The sequence below is a fragment of the Lacrimispora xylanolytica genome (genome assembly GCF_026723765.1).
GTDB lineage: Bacteria > Bacillota > Clostridia > Lachnospirales > Lachnospiraceae > Lacrimispora > Lacrimispora xylanolytica.
Window position 1 is genome coordinate 2,748,763 of record NZ_CP113524.1, and the last position, 17,433, is coordinate 2,766,195.

Sequence of the window (17,433 nt, forward strand, 5' to 3'; positions counted from 1 at the left end):
ATGCCAAAGCCTCATATTTAGCGGTTGGAAACCTATAGATGTATTCTAATGATAACAAGACATTTCTGTTTAGAATAGTGCTGCCATAGAATGGATAAATTTTGGTACTGCACCAGCTAAAGCATATATGGTCACAAATAAATAGAATATGTAGCTGATAGTCATACAGATCTGTAGTGCCCTTGGTTCTTTAATCCCACGGTTAATATCCTTTCTCCAGATCATCCTTGTAATAAATAATCCTGCAACAGGTGTTGCTACCCCAGTGGCAACATTGGATAAATAGATCAATTGTACCGGAGATTTTCCATAGCTGAAACAAATGGCCGTACCAATGGCAAGAACAATCATGGAACCAATTTTAATGTTTTTTCCATCCAATGCCGTTGGCTGATTCACACCTGCACTAAACAGCACAACTCCTCTTGCAGTATTTCCTAAAATAGCGGAGAACGCTGCGGAAAGGAGGGCAATCCCCATAACAAACGGAGCTGCATTTCCCAGTACCGGAATCAGCATAGCGGCCAGATCAGCCGGAGCGTTAATGGTGGCTCCCGTGGGATTCATGACGATGGCGCCAACCAGGATAATTGCAATACTGATAACGACAACTCCAAAAATATGTGCCATAAATTCCAGTGGTTAACGAGGCACTGGAACCAATGAATCCAATGATCACCGGAAGACTCCCCGCTGGGAACTTCCACTGAATAAGTCCTCTGGCTGTTTCTCTGGTATCAGGCCCCCCAGACATTACTAAAACAACCAGAAAAGCAATTGTCATAGCACATAGTGCGACCATAATTCCTTTTTCTATCTTGTTATAAACATTCTTGGAAAAATAGCAGAATATTACAGCGGCCATGATAATAACAGCACCCAGCTTCCAGTTGATTCCGAAAATCAAATTCATTCCGGCTCCGATGCCAGAGATGTTTCCTATTGTAAAAAACATGCAGGCTAAGAATGTAGCAATGCCAACAAATCCACAGCCATGAAAATGGGAAGTAAGGCGGTTCAGCTTTTAATCGGGGAAATGGAGTCAGAACAGGAAATCGTGCCGGCATACCAGCACATTATATTACACGCTTCTTTAGCAGAACGGGAAACAACATAAACATAATCGCTTGAAACGTAAACTCTATCATATAAAAAAACGGAGAACAGGACCGGGCATATGCTCTTATCCTTGTTCTCCGTTTTATTTAAAACGTTTATTTTACTTACGATAAATAATCTCATCTCTTCCAGGACCATTTGAAACCATAGTAATTGGTGTCTCCAGTTCCTTTTCAATGAATTCGATGTATTTTCTACAGTTTTCCGGAAGCTCTTCGTATTTTGTAATTCCACGAATCTCACATTTCCAGCCAGGAAGTGTGGTGTATACTGGCTTCGCTTTGTTAAGCTTAGAGGTTGTTGGGAAATCCTTTGTGATTTCACCGTCAATCTCATATCCGATACATACTGGAAGCTCATCAAGATAACCCAATACATCGAGTACTGTTAAAGCAACCTCTGTAGCTCCCTGAATCCGGCATCCATATCTGGAAGCAACGGCATCAAACCAGCCCATACGTCTAGGGCGTCCTGTGGTCGCGCCAAATTCGCCGCCATCTCCGCCTCTTTTTCTCAGTTCATCCGCTTCCTCACCAAAAATCTCACTGACAAATGCGCCGGCACCAACTGCACTGGAATATGCCTTAACAACGGTAGTGATATTTTTGATTTCATATGGAGGAATTCCAGCACCAATAGCACCATAAGCTGCAAGGGTGGAGGAAGAGGTTACCATCGGATAGATTCCATGATCCGTATCCTTTAATGATCCAAGCTGGCCTTCCAAAAGAATGCTCTTTCCTTCCTTAATTGCATCATGAAGATACTTGGATACATCGCATACGAACGGTTCTACCATCTCGCGATACTCTAAAAGAGTCGCGAGCAATTCGTCTGGATTAATCAATGGCTTATGATATAAATGCTCTAAAAGAATATTTTTTGTTTCACATACACGAACTACTTTTTCTTTTAACGCTTCCTCATCAAACAACTCGCTTACCTGAAAACCGATCTTTGCGTATTTATCTGAATAAAATGGAGCAATTCCTGATTTCGTAGAACCAAAAGACTGTTTACCAAGACGCTCTTCTTCATACTGATCAAAGAGAATGTGGTATGGCATCAGAATCTGTGCGCGGTCAGATACAAGTACCTGTGGTCTTGGAACGCCCTTGCTTACCAGATCACCCACTTCCTTTACAAGAAACGGAATGTTTAATGCAACACCATTGCCAATGATGCTTGTTGTATGATTGTAGAATACGCCGGAAGGCAGAAGGTGTAGCGCGAACTTGCCATAATTATTGATAATTGTATGACCAGCGTTGCTACCTCCCTGGTAACGTACAATAATATCAGATTCCTTTGCCAGCATGTCTGTAATCTTGCCTTTTCCTTCGTCGCCCCAGTTGGCGCCTACGATTGCTCTTACCATTTGATTGTTCCTCCTTCGAGTGAAAAATACCTTTTACTTCTATATGATATCGTAAAGAGCCACATAAGTAAAATCAATATTATTTATATTTGTCATAATCTTAGCTTATATCATTATTCATGAGCTGCAATAGCCCCTTGCCAGCCGGTGACACAGGCGTTTTTTTATCTGTAATAATGGAAAAATGACGCTTGGGCATTTCCTCCTGAAACTTTAATTGTATCAGATTTCCCCGTTCCAGCTCCACCTTTGCAAATCCCGACATCACACAACCAATCCCAAGGTTTCGCATGGCAAACTGTACGATCATATCACTGGTGGACAGTTCAAATTCCGGTTCCAGCTCCACACCTCTCTCCGCCAGGAATCCATCCATAAACGCTCTTGTACTCGTATTTTTCTCCAGAAAAATACAAGGAAGTTCTTTTAAGTCTTCATAGTTAAGCTTTTTCCCTTTCAAATACCGAAACTTATCTCCAGCTACAAAAACATTCTCTATTTCCTTTACTGGGGTGGAAATGACCTCAGGTCTTGCATCAAAAGGAGTACTCACCACTCCAAAATCAATTTTTCCCTCATAGAGAAAGCGAAGGGTTTCCGAGGTTGGTCCGTTGGATACCGTTACCTTAATTCCAGGATGAAGCTCATGGAACTTTTCGAGATATGGAAGCAGATAAAATTGCAGGGTCATATCGCTAGCCCCAATTCGCACCTCACCGGTATCCAGCCCCTTCATACGGCTAAGCATATTCTCCCCATGCCAGATGCTGTCCAAACCGGTTTTCACATAATCGTAGAAAAATTCTCCTTCTCTGGTCAGCCGGACACCTTTCGAGGTCCTTAAAAAAAGCTGGCTGTCTAAGGCCTGCTCCAATTGTCTCACCGCCTGACTAACCGCCGGCTGGGAGATGCACAGCTTTTCTGCTGCCAATGTTATACTTCCCAGTTGAGCCACATAATAAAACACTTTATAGTATTCCAGATTAATGCTCATGAATTCCTCCTGATAACGACAAAAGGCAGGCAGACTAAAATAATTTCAGTCTGCCCGCACTATGACTACACGTTAATTTCTGCTGTCATACCAAGGATCTCTTTATTCTTCTCAAGAAGAGGATTGATAATCTCCTCCAGATAGTTGGATACCTGATATGGGGCACAGCCAACGTATTTTTTCATCTCCATGCTCTTATTTAAATCTTCAAGCGTCAGATTAAAGGTAGGATCTGCTGCAATCAGCTCCAGAAGATTATTGTCAAGACCACGCTCTTTTACATTACGTCCCGCTTCCATGGATAACTCACGGATTCTCTCATGAAGCTCCTGGCGGTCTCCTCCAGCCTTTACAGCGTCCATCATAATGTTTTCTGTTGCCATAAATGGAAGTTCTGCCATCATATGCTTTTCGATTACTTTTGGATAAACAACAAGTCCATCCACAACATTTAAGTAAAGATCTAAAATTCCGTCAATGGCCAAAAATCCTTCTGGAATGCTAAGGCGTTTGTTGGCAGAATCGTCAAGAGTACGTTCAAACCACTGAGTGGAAGAAACAAGCATTGGGTTCATCACATCTGCCATTACATAGTTGGAAAGGGATGCAATTCTCTCGCTTCTCATCGGGTTTCTTTTATATGCCATGGCAGAAGAACCAATCTGGCTCTTCTCAAAAGGCTCTTCAATTTCCTTTAAATGCTGTAACAGACGGATGTCGTTGGAAAATTTATGGGCGCTCTGAGCAATCCCTGCTAACACATTGACCACACGGCTGTCCACTTTTCTGGAATAGGTCTGTCCGGAAACCGGATAGCAGCCGGCATATCCCATCTTATCCGCTATCAGGATATCCACCATCTTTACCTTTTCCATATCTCCGTCAAACAGCTCTAAAAAACTTGCCTGCGTTCCTGTCGTTCCTTTGGAACCAAGAAGACGAATGGAATCTAATAGAAAATCTAAGTCTTCTAAATCCATGGTCAAATCATGAATCCAAAGAGTGGCACGCTTTCCTACTGTGGTTGGCTGTGCCGGCTGGAAATGAGTAAATGCCAGGGTAGGCAGTTCTTTGTATTCATCTGCAAATTTTGCTAACTCTCCAATTACATTAATCAGCTTCGTTCTCACAAGCTTAAGGGCCTCTGCCATTACAATAATATCCGTATTATCCCCAACGTAGCAGGATGTTGCTCCTAAATGAATGATGCCCTTTGCCTTAGGACACTGAACACCATATGCGTAAACATGGGACATAACATCATGACGGACCTCTTTTTCCCTTTGTCTGGCCACATCATAATTAATCTCATCCTGGTGCGCCTTTAACTCTTCTATCTGTTCTTCCGTTACTGGAAGACCCAGTTCTTTTTCTGCTTCCGCAAGTGCAATCCAGAGCTTTCTCCATGTCTTAAATTTCTTATCCGGTGAAAAAATGTACTGCATCTCTTTGCTGGCATATCGCTCAGACAGCGGGCTTTGGTAACGATCTGTCATGTTTCCTATATTCCTCCTTGGGTGATGTTAATGTAATGGTATCATATTTTTAAACATTTGGGAAGAGGAAGGGAAATCGCTATTATTTGTTGTATTCTCCCCTGATATCCTCTTTTGGCGGTTCAATGGGATAATTGCCGCTAAAGCATGCGGTACAGATAGGCAGTCCTTCTGCCATGCCTGCAAGCCGCTCAATCTTCAAATAAGAAAGAGAATCCGCTCCCAAAAGCTCCCTGATCTCATCAACGGTCCGGTTATGGGCAATGAGCTGGTCCTGGTCTGGAATGTCGGTTCCAAAGTAACATGGGTGTAGAAACGGAGGAGCACTGATCCGAACATGTACTTCTTTTGCACCTGCTTCCCGAAGCATATTGACGATAAGTGCACTGGTGGTGCCTCTTACAATGGAATCGTCAATCATTATGACACGTTTCCCTGCCACCGCCTCTTTTAAAACATTTAACTTGATTCTTACGGAGGATTCCCGGTTGCTCTGCTTTGGCTTAATAAAGGTTCTGCCCACGTAAGAGTTCTTTACAAATGCAGTTCCATAGGGAATCCCTGACTGAAGGGAATAGCCAAGAGCTGCTGCATTGCCGGATTCAGGCACTCCTACTACAAGATCCGCATCGATAGGCGAATCCATAGCCAGGGCACGTCCTGCACTGATTCTGGCATGATAAACACTGACTCCGTCAAACACACTGTCAGGTCTTGCGAAATAAATATATTCAAAGACGCATCTTGCTTCTTTTGATTTATCCTTTGAACAAAGGCTGGTATCCGATTTAATGCCTTCTTTTGTAATGGTAACAATCTCTCCTGGCCTTACGTCCCTTACAAACTCAGCTCCAATGGTATCAAGAGCACAGCTTTCCGATACGATAATATAAGCATTGTCTCTCTTTCCAATACATAATGGTTTGAAACCATAAGGATCTCTGGCCCCGATCAGTTTACGTGGGCTCATTACCACGAGAGAATAAGCTCCCACAATCTTTTTCATGGCATTGGCCACAGCTGCCTCAACAGAAGGTGTTTTTACACGCTCCCTGGCGATGTGATAAGCAATTACTTCGGAATCTATGGTGGTCTGGAAGATAGCTCCGTCATACTCAAGCTCTCTGCGCAGCTCCGGTGCATTCACCAGATTACCGTTATGAGCCATGGCAAGAGTACCCTTTACATAATTAAGAACAAGAGGCTGTGCATTCTCTCTGGTACTGCTTCCTGCTGTGGAATAACGAACATGACCTACTCCGATATTGCCATGAAGGCCTTCTACTATCTCTGGAGTAAATACCTCATTACATAACCCCATCCCTTTATGGGCACTTACTTTCCCTTTGGGACCTTCTGTATCGCTGACGGCAATTCCGCAGCTCTCCTGGCCTCTGTGCTGTAAAGCAAATAATCCGTAATAAATGGTAGATGCAACGTCAGCGCCGTCAAAATCATACATACCGAAGACGCCGCATTCCTCATGCAGCTCTTCCTCAATGTTGAAGTTCAATTCGTTACTCATCTAATAATTTTCCCTCTCTGTGCGTTTACTGAATTCCAAGACGGCGGAAAACTTCCTCGTATGCGCCTTCCACATCTCCCATATCTCTGCGGAAACGGTCTTTGTCCAGTTTTTCATGGGTATCCTTATCCCATAATCTACAGGTGTCCGGAGAAATCTCATCAGCCAGAATGATGCTTCCATGATATCGGCCGAATTCTATCTTAAAATCAATGAGATCAATATTTAAAGCGTCAAAATATTCAATCAGCACTTCATTTACCTTAAATGCATACTTTGAAATGGCATCAATTTCTTCCTGAGTTGCGAGGTTTAGGGCAAGTGCGTAGTAATCGTTGATAAAGGGGTCTCCCAGATCATCGTTTTTATAGCTGAATTCAAGAGTCGGACAAGAAAACTTTATGCCTTCTTCCATTCCCATCTTTTTGGCGAAGCTGCCGGCGGAGAAATTTCTGATAATTACTTCAAGAGGTACGATCTCCACTTTTTTTACCGCTGTTTCACGGTCATTTAATTCTTCTACCAGATGCGTAGGAACACCTTTGGCCTCTAACTTTTTGAAGATAAAATTGGTCATTCTGTTGTTAATCGCACCTTTTCCAACAATAGTGCCTTTTTTCTGACCATTAAACGCTGTAGCATCATCTTTATATGAAACAATTAATACGTCCGGATCTTCCGTCGTATAAACCTTCTTTGCTTTTCCTTCATACAGCATTTCTTTTTTCTCCATGGCATCCACCTGTCCTTTTCTGAATTAATTTATAAGTTTTTCAAATAAAACTCTGGTGTTTCAGTAGAAATTATAATACAGTAAAAATAGGAATGCAACTGATTTTCTTATTATAAATACTAATGACCAACCCATGGTTCTGTTTCTCAATCAGGTTTTAAGAACGTTGAACGCTCTACCTTCTTCCAAAGTTTCACCTTTCCTTCCTTTAGATCCAGGAAAAATCCACTTTCCTTACTTTCGCCTTCCCTGCCAGAGTTTAAGCCATTGTCTTTTGTCTCAAGCTCCAGCTCCTGATTCATAGAAAACAAAAATCTGGAATAATAAAGGATGTCTTTTTTGTATTTCGGAAAAAGGAGGAAGGATTCTAAAAATAAAAGCAAAATTAAGCAGATTCTGGCAGAATATAATAAGCCCTTTCCTTTGTCAGCAGTCAGATGAACATTTCTCCAGGGCTTTCTTCTATGGTTATAACAATAAACTCTATACTTTTTAAATCTCTCTGTCATAAAAAACGACTCCTGAAAAAGCAATTGATTGAGGGGAACAATGATATGGGAAAGGTTGATAAGTAAAGAAACAGCCTAAAATGAGGCGAGATATGTTGCACTTAATTATACCTTATAACAAAAAAAGCTTCAAGCACAAAATTTTGCCTGAAGCTCTTTCCATTATAATCCAGTTTATTTCGCTACTGTAGTCTCAGTGGTTGGCTGGCCATTGCTTTCGCCTGTAATTTTGTCCACACCTTTTTCTACATCATTGACAACACCATTCACAACTCCAGTGCTTTCAGTTCCTGCTCCAGCGGCTCCTGATGTAGTTTCCTTTGCTGTTGAAGATTCCATTTTAGTAGCTGCTGCTGTGGTTGTTGTTGCTCCAGTGGTAGCTGCGGAAGTACCGCCGTTTTTCTTTGTTGTTCCGCAAGCGGAAAGAGACAAAACTGTAATAATTACAAGAAGGGCAATAACATATGGTTTTATTCTTTTCATAATACATTCTCCTTTCATTTTCTACGATTAGTATGTGTAAAGGCAGAATGAATTATAGTGGAAAATTTTGGAAAATTTAGGATTCGATTACATCTTTCATGGTATATAATCCCGGTCCTTTTCCTGCCAGGAATTTTGCAGCAGATACGGCTCCCTGTGCAAAAATCGCCTTGGAATAAGCAGTGTGATTGAAGGTAACCACTTCGTCTTTTCCTGCAAAAATCACATCATGCTCTCCTACGATCGTACCACCGCGTACCGCCTGAATTCCGATCTCTTTCCGATCTCTGGCTTTTCTTACCTGACTTCTGTCATAAACGTAATGGTATTCCTGGTCCATTGCTTCATTAATAGAATCTGCCAGCGCCAGCGCAGTCCCGCTTGGAGCATCCAGCTTCTTATTATGATGCTTTTCTAAAATTTCAATATCAAATCCAGCAACAGCAAGTACTTCTGCAGCTTCCTTAACCAGCTTCATAAGCAGATTTACACCCAGAGACATATTGGCCGACCGAAGTACTGCAACATGATTAGAAGTCTCTTCTATCTTTTTGATCTGTTCTTCCGACAGACCAGTGGTACAAACCACTACAGGAATCTTATGGTCCCTGCTATAGTCAAGAAGTCCATCCACTGCTTTGGCAGAAGCGAAGTCAACAATCACATCAGCTGGAACATCACATTCTTCCAGGGAAGAGAATACGGGATAGGAATCATTCTTCCTGTCCTGTGGATCGATTCCTGCCACAATCGTAATATTCTTTTCTTCTGCTGCAAGCCCGGTAATGACCTGTCCCATTGCCCCGTTGCAGCCGTGCATTATCATCTTAATCATGTTTTCCTCCTAAGTATATCTTTTACCGATTATAAAATTCCATACTCTATCATGGTTTTTTTCAAACACTCCTGATTCTTCGGTTCCATCTCTGTAAGAGGCAGTCGAAGCGGTCCTGCATTCTTACCCATTAAATTTAAGGCAGCCTTAACTGGAATTGGATTCACTTCACAAAAGAGAGCATTGATCAGAGGAATGGCATCAAGCTGTAATTTGGCACTTCGCTTTACATCACCGTCAAAATAAGCCTGGCAAATCTCATGAGTCTGGGAAGGCGCCACATTGGAAAGGACTGAGATCACACCTTTTCCGCCAAGGGATAAGATAGGTACGATCTGATTGTCGTTGCCGGAATATACGTCAGCCTTTCCGTCAGTTAAGTACATTAAGTCTGCGATAGCACAGAAATTGCCGCTTGCTTCCTTTACGCCTAAAATATTCGGCACATTCAGGCATAAATCAGCTATGGTCTCTGCTTTAATATCCACACCGGTTCTGGAAGGAACATTGTATAATAAAATAGGAATCTTTACCTGATCAGCAATGGTTTTAAAATGAATTTTCAAACCCTTTTGAGTTGCTTTATTATAGTAAGGAGACACTAAAAGAAGTCCGTCAGCACCATATTTTTCCGCCTCCTGGGACAGATAAACTGCGGTATCGGTACAATTAGAGCCTGTTCCGGCAATTACTGGAATTCTCTTTTTGGTTACCTCACATACGAATTTGATCACATCCACATGCTCCTCATGAGTCATAGTAGAAGCTTCTCCTGTAGTCCCACAGGCTATGATGGAATCCGTTCCTCCTGCAATCTGTTCCTCGACCAGCTCTTCCAGCTTTTCGTAGTTTACTTCTCCGTTTTCCTTAAATGGTGTTACCAGCGCAACACCGGCGCCTTCAAAAATTGCCATGATCTCATCCTCCTGATCCATTTTCATCATACATAGTAAACCTTCATCCGGCAAAAAAGCCTTCTTACTGTTTTCCTGTAGGCAGTCTCCAAAAGCCACCAGGTGTATTGGCTGGCGCATTTGAATGGCTGTAAACGAAAAAACAGAGCTGACAGCAGGGTCAGCTCTTAAAGTGCAGAATTTGGTAATATCATCTCTCTTTAAGTAGCTCCCCATCCAACTTGGATGACAGTCATATGGCTCTTAACCATATGCCCAGAACGGATACGCTCAGGACGTACCGAACTTCGGCGTCTCTTCCTTCCCTCTGCCCTCATCTGTACCTGATACATCGGACAGAGTACTAATAAGCAACGCAACCTCTACTCTATTATGTATGTTACCATACTATCATTATTGTTTTGTGTTGTCAACTTTAACATGATTGATTTCCAAAATGCTGTCAACATAAGGTTCCATCTCTTTGGAAAATACCTTACCGGTCAATATGACCTCCATGTCATCAACCTTTGACTGTAACAGGCGGATCAGCTCCTCAGCCTCTACAATGTTTTGGTCCAGTATTCCAAGAATCTCATCGAGGATCAGTAAATCGCATTCCCCTGTGGAGAGGACTTTTCTGGCGAAATTAAGACCATTGCGGATGTTCATCCGCTCCTCTTCCTGCTCTTCCTTTGACAGATTTTCAAAGAAACCATCACTTTTTTCGAAACGGAATATCTTCATCTCCGGTTCCAGGCGCTTGATAATATCAAGGGAACCCCTTCCGGTACAGCCTTTTAAAAACTGTATAATGATAACACTCCTGTTTTTCATAAGAGCTTCGATTCCCATACCAAATGCAGCTGTGGTCTTTCCTTTTCCTTCGCCGCATATTACTTGTATCGTACCTCTATTCATCCTTTCGCACCTCATAACAGCTAAAATGCAATAACATACATATTACGTTAGAACCTGCTTATAGTATCATAATTTTAAAACTTTTGCAAGTTTTCTTACCATTTTCTTAATATATGAGTCACAGTTTTTACTCTGTACATTCCAGTTTGCTAACGGAGACTTCATAAGCAATGCGCTTTTCACATTCTGTCTCACTTAATTTTTTGGTATACTCCCTGCTTTGAACCCTGCCCCATACCTTAACTCTGGTGCCTACGTTAAAACCGGAAGCATATCTGGCATTTCTTCCCCATGCAATACAGGGTATGTAATCGGATTTTCCATAGGGCCGGTTCACTGCCAGCAGCAAATCAGCGATTTCCCTTCCAAGGGGAGTCTTTCTATAGATGGGAGCTTTACATATGTATCCATCCAGTAAAATCTGATTGGTCTTTGTATAATCGGTAAATTCTTCCATAAAATGGATCTCTCTTACAAACACAGAAAGCACCAGGCGGTTTTTCGTTCCTTCATGGCGATTGTATGAACGGAACTGTCCAACTGCCTCGATTGTACATCCAGAGTAATCTCCATTGACATCGATCAGGCGTTCTGAAATCATGAGAGGTATGACATCAGCTTGATCGCTTAAACGGTTTACTGCCAGATCCACCATATAGAATCCTTCTCCAAACACCTCATGGCTAAAGGTGAAGCCGGAGACAATCTCCCCGATAACGCTTACTTTGTTGTTTTCAATCATTTTTTCTGACATTGTATTTCTCCTCTTCTTTCACTTATTTGCTAATACGCTTCACAGCTATTATTAAATTTATGAGGCAGAACACACAAAAATGATATAAAACAATCCAAAAATATCGACAGGACCAGGCATAATGCACAAAAAATAATGGGGAATGCTGGTCCAACACCGTTTTCTCGGCGATGAACGTCAGCATTCCCCATGATATTACAGATTAACCTAAAGATTTTTTATTTGCAGTTGTTCTTTTTCTTACGGTCGGGTCAAGAATCTTTTTTCTGATACGAAGGCTTACAGGAGTGATCTCTAAAAGCTCATCGGTATCAATGAAATCAAGACACTGCTCTAAGCTCATATCTCTTGGAGGAGTCAGCTTAAGAGCATCGTCTGCACCAGAAGAACGAGTGTTGGTCAGCTTTTTGGATTTGCAGACATTGATTTCCATGTCTTCTGCCTTTGGATTCTGTCCGATAACCATACCAGAGTAAACCTTTACACCTGCGCCAATGAAAAGAGTACCTCTTTCCTGAGCATTGTAAAGACCATAGGTAATGGATTCTCCTGATTCATAAGCGATTAAGGAACCGGTCTTTCTGTAAGAGATTTCTCCCTTAAATGGTGCATAACCGTCAAAAGCAGTATTCATAATACCATTTCCCTTAGTATCTGTCATGAATTCCCCACGGTAACCAATAAGACCTCTGGAAGGAATGGAGATTTCCAGTCTTGTATAGCCGCCGTTGGCAGGACTCATGCCCTGAAGCTCACCCTTACGGCTGGTAAGCTTTTGAATAACAGCTCCGGTAAATTCTTCGGGAACATCGATGTAAGCGATTTCCATAGGCTCAAGCTTCTGATTTCTCTCATCATAATGATAGAGAACCTCTGCCTTACTAACTGCGAATTCAAAGCCTTCTCTTCTCATGTTTTCGATTAAAACAGATAAGTGAAGCTCTCCTCTACCGGATACCTTAAAGCTGTCCGGAGAATCTGTCTCTTCTACACGAAGGCTGACGTCTGTATTTAATTCTCTGAACAGACGCTCTCTGATATGACGGGAGGTTACGAATTTTCCTTCCTGACCAGCGAGAGGGCTGTCATTGATAATAAAGTTCATAGCAATGGTAGGCTCAGAAATCTTCTGGAATGGGATAGCTTCCGGATTCTCTGTCGAGCAGAGGGTGTCACCGATATGGATATCAGCAATACCAGAGATGGCTACGATTGCACCGATGGAGGCTTCCTGTACTTCTACTTTATTTAAGCCTTCATACTCATAAAGCTTACCTACTTTAACCTTGCGGAATTTGTCAGGTTCATGATGATTTACGATAACACAGTCCTGATTGACACGAATTTTGCCGTTATCCACTTTACCTACACCAATACGGCCTACATACTCATTGTAATCGATAGTACTGATTAATAGCTGAGTAGAAGCATCCGGATCACCTTCTGGTGCTGGAATCTGGTCGATAATGGTCTGGAATAAAGGAGCCATATCCTCTGATGGGTCATCCAGAGTCTTTTTCGCAAATCCTGATTTCGCAGATGCGTAAACAAATGGGCAGTCAAGCTGCTCTTCAGTCGCATCAAGATCCATAAGAAGCTCTAAGATTTCTTCCTCAACTTCTTCTGCTCTTGCTTCCGGACGGTCAATTTTATTGATACAGGTAACGACGGAAAGTCCCAGCTCTAACGCTTTTCTAAGTACAAACTTTGTCTGAGGCATAACACCTTCATAAGCATCAACGACTAGAACAACACCGTTAACAAGCTTTAAAACTCGTTCTACTTCTCCACCGAAATCGGCATGTCCAGGTGTATCAATGATGTTGATTTTGGTATCTTTGTAGTGAACTGCTGTATTTTTTGACAGAATCGTGATTCCACGCTCTCGTTCAATATCATTGGAGTCCATGACGCGCTCCATAACTTCCTGATTTTCACGGAAAATACCGCTTTGCTTTAACAAGGCATCTACTAATGTGGTTTTACCGTGGTCGACGTGGGCAATAATTGCCACATTTCTTACGTCTTCTCTTTTCATCTTCATAAAATGTACTCTTCTTTCTCTTCTTTCAACAAAGAATGCCCCCCAGCCGTCAAAAAGCACAGTGCCAGAGAACCTTTTTATAATACAGGTTCTGCTATCCTATATCATAAAAAACTAAGGACATTTTTGCCCTTAGTTCCATTAACATTATCACAATTAGCAAGTATAACATCCAGCTTTTCATATTGCAAGATTTTTTTCTTGTTTTTTTATAGGAACGTTCCTATTCCTCAAACAGAATCACTTCCTTATTCAGTATGCTGTAATAGACTTCAAATAATTCAGTCATCACAGCTTTTCCGCTGGTAGCCTCTGTAATTTCGGCATTTAATTTGCCAAGCTTCTCATCCGGCACAAGTACAATGAGTTCCACCCGGTCCGTATAATTACTTTCCAGCGTTTTCATATCCAACTGGCCAAGAATGTACTGTATTTTACCAATTCCATTATAATCTGTCAGGATGGAAACTTTTTTTGCCGGTTCGATGGTAAGCACCGTACAGGCATTCAGTCCTTCCTTTACAGCACTGGAATAAGCTCTTACAAGGCCGCCTGTCCCTAAGAGAGTTCCTCCGAAATAACGGGTCACCACCACACAGATATTGACGATATTCTCTCGTTCCAGAACATCTAACATGGGCTTTCCCGCCGTCTGGCTGGGTTCTCCGTCATCACTGGAACGTTTTTCTTCCCCGTTCTTTCCTATGATCCAGGCATAGCAGTTATGGCTGGCATCCCAATATTTCTTCCTAAGCTCATCAATGAAAGCCGCTGCTTCCTCTTCTGTTTTTACCGGCCGGAACGTTGCAATAAAACGGGATTTTTTCTCTGTAATCTCTCCCACTGCTCCTTCATATAAAATCCGGTAAGCGTTTCTCATAAGCATCCTCATTTCTTCCTTATTTCCTGATCTCGGAAATTTTCTCTCATTATAACTAAAATTGTGTCACCAATCAAGCCTGCATGTATATTTCCCCATTTTTTCTCCGAAAATGGTAAGTGTTGAATTGCTATACAATTTTTGGTATAATGAACCGGTAAAGGAGGTTTCCTATGAATTACGGCAAACACGCGACAGAGAAGAAAATTCGATCTGCCAATTCAAAAGCAAGGAAATATACCACCAAGGTTTTTCTGGCTTTTATAAAAAGTCTATTTGTACTATGCTTATTCGGCGGTATTGTAGCTGCCAGTGTGGGAATCGGCATGGTAAAAGGAATCATAGACAATACTCCTAATGTAGATATCTCTACAATCGTACCTAATGAATACGCTTCCACCGTCTATGACAGCGCAGGCAATGTAACAGAAACCCTGGTTACAGCTGGTTCTAACAGAGAGGAAGCTACTTATGAGGAACTTCCAAAGAATTTAATAAATGCATTCGTAGCCTATGAAGATTCCAGGTACTGGGAGCACAACGGCATTGACTTACGGTCCATACTCCGGGCCATAAGAGGTGTTCTGACTGGCGATTCTTCCGCAGGTGGAGGCAGCACCATCACCCAGCAGCTGATTAAGAACAGTGTATTTGGCGGCGGCATGGAAAAAAGCTTCGGAGAGCGGCTGGAACGTAAGTTTCAGGAATGGTATTTAGCGGTCAAGCTTGACGGTGCCATGTCAAAGGAACAGATTATTACCAATTATTTAAACACCATTAATCTGGGCAATAACACCCTGGGCGTAAAGGTAGCCGCAAAGAGATATTTTAATAAGGATGTAAAGGATTTATCCCTGTCAGAATGTGCTGTTTTGGCTGGAATTACACAGAATCCTTCTAAATTTAACCCAATTTCAGAACAAAAGGCCAACGCTGCCAAGCGGAAGGTAATTCTTCAATATATGAATGACCAAGGCTATATTTCAAACGATGAGGAAGAAAAGGCTTTGGCCGATGATGTCTATTCCATAATCCAAAATGTGGACACGGCTGCCAAGGAAACTTCCACTCCCTATAGCTACTTTACCGATGAGCTTGTAGAGCAGGTCATTCAGGCCATGAAATCAGAGCTTGGATATACGGAAACACAGGCCCACAACATGCTCTACAGCGGTGGACTTTCCATTTATACCACCCAGGACCCTAATATTCAGTCCATTGTGGATGAAGAAATCAACAATCCGGAGAATTATTCGGCTGCCCGCTATTCCATTGAATACCGTCTTTCCGTTACTCATAAGGATGGCACCACCAAGCATTATTCTGACAAAAACGTCTTAAGCTTTCATAAGGAGATTAAGAATCAACAATTTGACGGCCTTTATAATAATGAGGATGAAATCAATGCGGATATCAATGATTACAAGGCAGAAGTAGTCAAAGACGGGGATACCATTATCGGGGAACGGCTCCATAAGACCCTGGAACCTCAGGCTTCCTTTGTCCTTATGGACCAACATACCGGTGAAGTAAAGGCAATCAGCGGAGGAAGAGGTCCAAAGGTCGCCAGCCTCACTTTAAACCGGGCCACCGGCACGTTTCGTCAGCCTGGTTCTACCTTTAAGATTCTTACTTCGTTTGCGCCTGCTATGGATACAAGCGGTGCAACGTTAGGAACCGTTTACTACGATTCACTTTATAAGGTAGGTAATAAAACATTTTCCAACTGGTATAGCTCTGGCTATCAGGGATATTCAAGCATAAGGGATGGTATCGTCTACTCCATGAATATTGTTGCAGTCCGCTGCTTGATGGAGACCGTTACGCCTCAGCTTGGAGTGGAATATGCCAAAAACTTTGGAATTACGTCCCTTACGGATACAGATTTTAATCCGGCCCTTGCACTTGGAGGTATTACAAAGGGCGTTTCTAACCTGGAGCTGACCGGAGCTTTTGCTACTGTGGCAAACGGCGGCGTTTATACAAAGCCTGTATTTTTCACAAAGATTCTGGATCACGACGGAAAGATCCTGATTGAAAACAAGCCGGAAACCCACCGGGTGTTAAAGGACTCTACTGCGTTTCTCCTGACAGATGCTATGGCAGACTCCATGAAAAGCAGCAGGAAGTTTTCAAGCAACGGCCCGTCTTCAACCAGTACGGCTGCCAGCATACCTGGTATGTCTGCGGCTGGAAAAAGCGGAACTACGTCAGCGAATAATGATATCTGGTTCGTGGGATACTCTCCCTACTATACTGCTGGTATCTGGGGCGGATGTGATGACAATCAAAAGCTTACCAAACAAAATGGTGGTACCTCGTTTCATAAGGCAATCTGGCGCAAAATAATGACCCGGGTTCACGAGGGCATGTCAGATCCCGGCTTTCCAGTCCCGGACAGTGTTGAAACGGCCCAGATTTGCAGAAAATCAGGAAAACTTGCTGTTACAGGTGTCTGTACCGATGATCCCAGAGGCAATGCCGTATATACAGAATATTTTGCAAAAGGGACAGTTCCTACGGAAGTATGCAACAATCATGTAAGGGCAACGGTTTGCTCTGTTTCCCACAAGCTTCCAACTCCTTACTGCCCAGTACGGACCACCGCAGTATTTATCGCACTCCCTTCCGGAGATGAAACAGCTACTGATGATTCGAAATATGCAATGCCTGGCTATTGTACCATCCATTCCGCAAATTCCTTTATCATACCACCGGGCAATGATACGGAAGTTCCTGAAGCAGGAGAAGACAGGCCCAGTCAGTCCCCGCCAGGATATGTACCCCAGACTCCAGGTGGAGTGTTTGGACCATGGGGATTTTAATTGAAAGATAAGATATATAAATGTAAAGAGGAACGCTACTATTT

Annotated in this window: 16 protein-coding genes and 1 riboswitch; of the genes, 1 reads left to right on the forward strand and 15 read right to left on the reverse strand. The window is 42.4% G+C overall.

What is annotated here, in order from left to right; translation table 11 throughout:
* Positions 1-69 precede the first annotated feature (69 nt).
* The 15 genes from OW255_RS12915 to OW255_RS12985 all read right to left on the reverse strand — a co-directional run bounded on the left by OW255_RS12915 (position 70) and on the right by OW255_RS12985 (position 14,564).
* Positions 70-630, reverse strand: a complete 561-nt coding sequence (locus tag OW255_RS12915; protein WP_051464593.1) for a divalent metal cation transporter — start codon at positions 628-630, stop codon at positions 70-72.
* Positions 542-955: a divalent metal cation transporter gene (locus tag OW255_RS12920; RefSeq protein ID WP_197029641.1), complete on the reverse strand. Its 414-nt coding sequence runs from the start codon at positions 953-955 to the stop codon at positions 542-544. The genes OW255_RS12915 and OW255_RS12920 overlap by 89 nt, the downstream gene beginning before the upstream one ends.
* Positions 956-1,219: 264 nt before the next feature.
* The gene (locus tag OW255_RS12925; protein ID WP_024835353.1) at positions 1,220-2,497 is read right to left on the reverse strand and encodes an adenylosuccinate synthase; all 1,278 of its coding nucleotides are present in this window, start codon (positions 2,495-2,497) and stop codon (positions 1,220-1,222) included.
* Positions 2,498-2,597: 100 nt separating this feature from the next.
* A complete protein-coding gene (locus OW255_RS12930; protein ID WP_268114308.1) occupies positions 2,598-3,491 on the reverse strand; it encodes a LysR family transcriptional regulator in 894 nt (297 codons plus the stop codon).
* Positions 3,492-3,556: 65 nt separating this feature from the next.
* Positions 3,557-4,987 (reverse strand): adenylosuccinate lyase, encoded by a 1,431-nt coding sequence (gene purB, locus OW255_RS12935; RefSeq protein WP_268114309.1) that lies wholly within the window; start codon positions 4,985-4,987, stop codon positions 3,557-3,559.
* Positions 4,988-5,069: 82 nt separating this feature from the next.
* The gene (gene purF, locus OW255_RS12940) at positions 5,070-6,512 is read right to left on the reverse strand and encodes an amidophosphoribosyltransferase (protein WP_024835350.1); all 1,443 of its coding nucleotides are present in this window, start codon (positions 6,510-6,512) and stop codon (positions 5,070-5,072) included.
* 25 nt (positions 6,513-6,537) lie between these two features.
* Positions 6,538-7,245, reverse strand: coding sequence for a phosphoribosylaminoimidazolesuccinocarboxamide synthase (purC, locus tag OW255_RS12945; protein WP_024835349.1), 708 nt, complete (start codon positions 7,243-7,245; stop codon positions 6,538-6,540).
* 146 nt (positions 7,246-7,391) lie between these two features.
* Positions 7,392-7,754 (reverse strand): hypothetical protein, encoded by a 363-nt coding sequence (locus tag OW255_RS12950; protein WP_268114310.1) that lies wholly within the window; start codon positions 7,752-7,754, stop codon positions 7,392-7,394.
* Between the two features lie 174 nt (positions 7,755-7,928).
* Positions 7,929-8,237, reverse strand: coding sequence for a hypothetical protein (locus OW255_RS12955; RefSeq protein ID WP_024835347.1), 309 nt, complete (start codon positions 8,235-8,237; stop codon positions 7,929-7,931).
* Between the two features lie 76 nt (positions 8,238-8,313).
* Positions 8,314-9,072, reverse strand: coding sequence for a 4-hydroxy-tetrahydrodipicolinate reductase (gene dapB / locus OW255_RS12960; protein WP_024835346.1), 759 nt, complete (start codon positions 9,070-9,072; stop codon positions 8,314-8,316).
* A 29-nt stretch (positions 9,073-9,101) separates the two neighbouring features.
* On the reverse strand, positions 9,102-9,986 hold the full coding sequence (dapA, locus tag OW255_RS12965; RefSeq protein ID WP_024835345.1) for a 4-hydroxy-tetrahydrodipicolinate synthase: 885 nt from the start codon (positions 9,984-9,986) through the stop codon (positions 9,102-9,104).
* A 197-nt stretch (positions 9,987-10,183) separates the two neighbouring features.
* Positions 10,184-10,359: riboswitch (Lysine riboswitch) on the reverse strand.
* A 20-nt stretch (positions 10,360-10,379) separates the two neighbouring features.
* Positions 10,380-10,886: a cob(I)yrinic acid a,c-diamide adenosyltransferase gene (locus OW255_RS12970; RefSeq protein WP_024835344.1), complete on the reverse strand. Its 507-nt coding sequence runs from the start codon at positions 10,884-10,886 to the stop codon at positions 10,380-10,382.
* A gap of 127 nt (positions 10,887-11,013) precedes the next feature.
* The gene (locus OW255_RS12975) at positions 11,014-11,640 is read right to left on the reverse strand and encodes a single-stranded DNA-binding protein (RefSeq protein ID WP_024835343.1); all 627 of its coding nucleotides are present in this window, start codon (positions 11,638-11,640) and stop codon (positions 11,014-11,016) included.
* Positions 11,641-11,842: 202 nt separating this feature from the next.
* A complete protein-coding gene (gene typA / locus OW255_RS12980; RefSeq protein ID WP_024835342.1) occupies positions 11,843-13,684 on the reverse strand; it encodes a translational GTPase TypA in 1,842 nt (613 codons plus the stop codon).
* A 223-nt stretch (positions 13,685-13,907) separates the two neighbouring features.
* On the reverse strand, positions 13,908-14,564 hold the full coding sequence (locus OW255_RS12985; RefSeq protein ID WP_024835341.1) for a YigZ family protein: 657 nt from the start codon (positions 14,562-14,564) through the stop codon (positions 13,908-13,910).
* 173 nt (positions 14,565-14,737) lie between these two features.
* Here OW255_RS12985 and OW255_RS12990 point away from each other — a divergent pair, with 173 nt between their 5' ends.
* Entirely contained in the window at positions 14,738-17,389 is a 2,652-nt protein-coding gene (locus OW255_RS12990) for a transglycosylase domain-containing protein (RefSeq protein ID WP_268114311.1), read from the forward strand.
* Positions 17,390-17,433 lie beyond the last annotated feature (44 nt).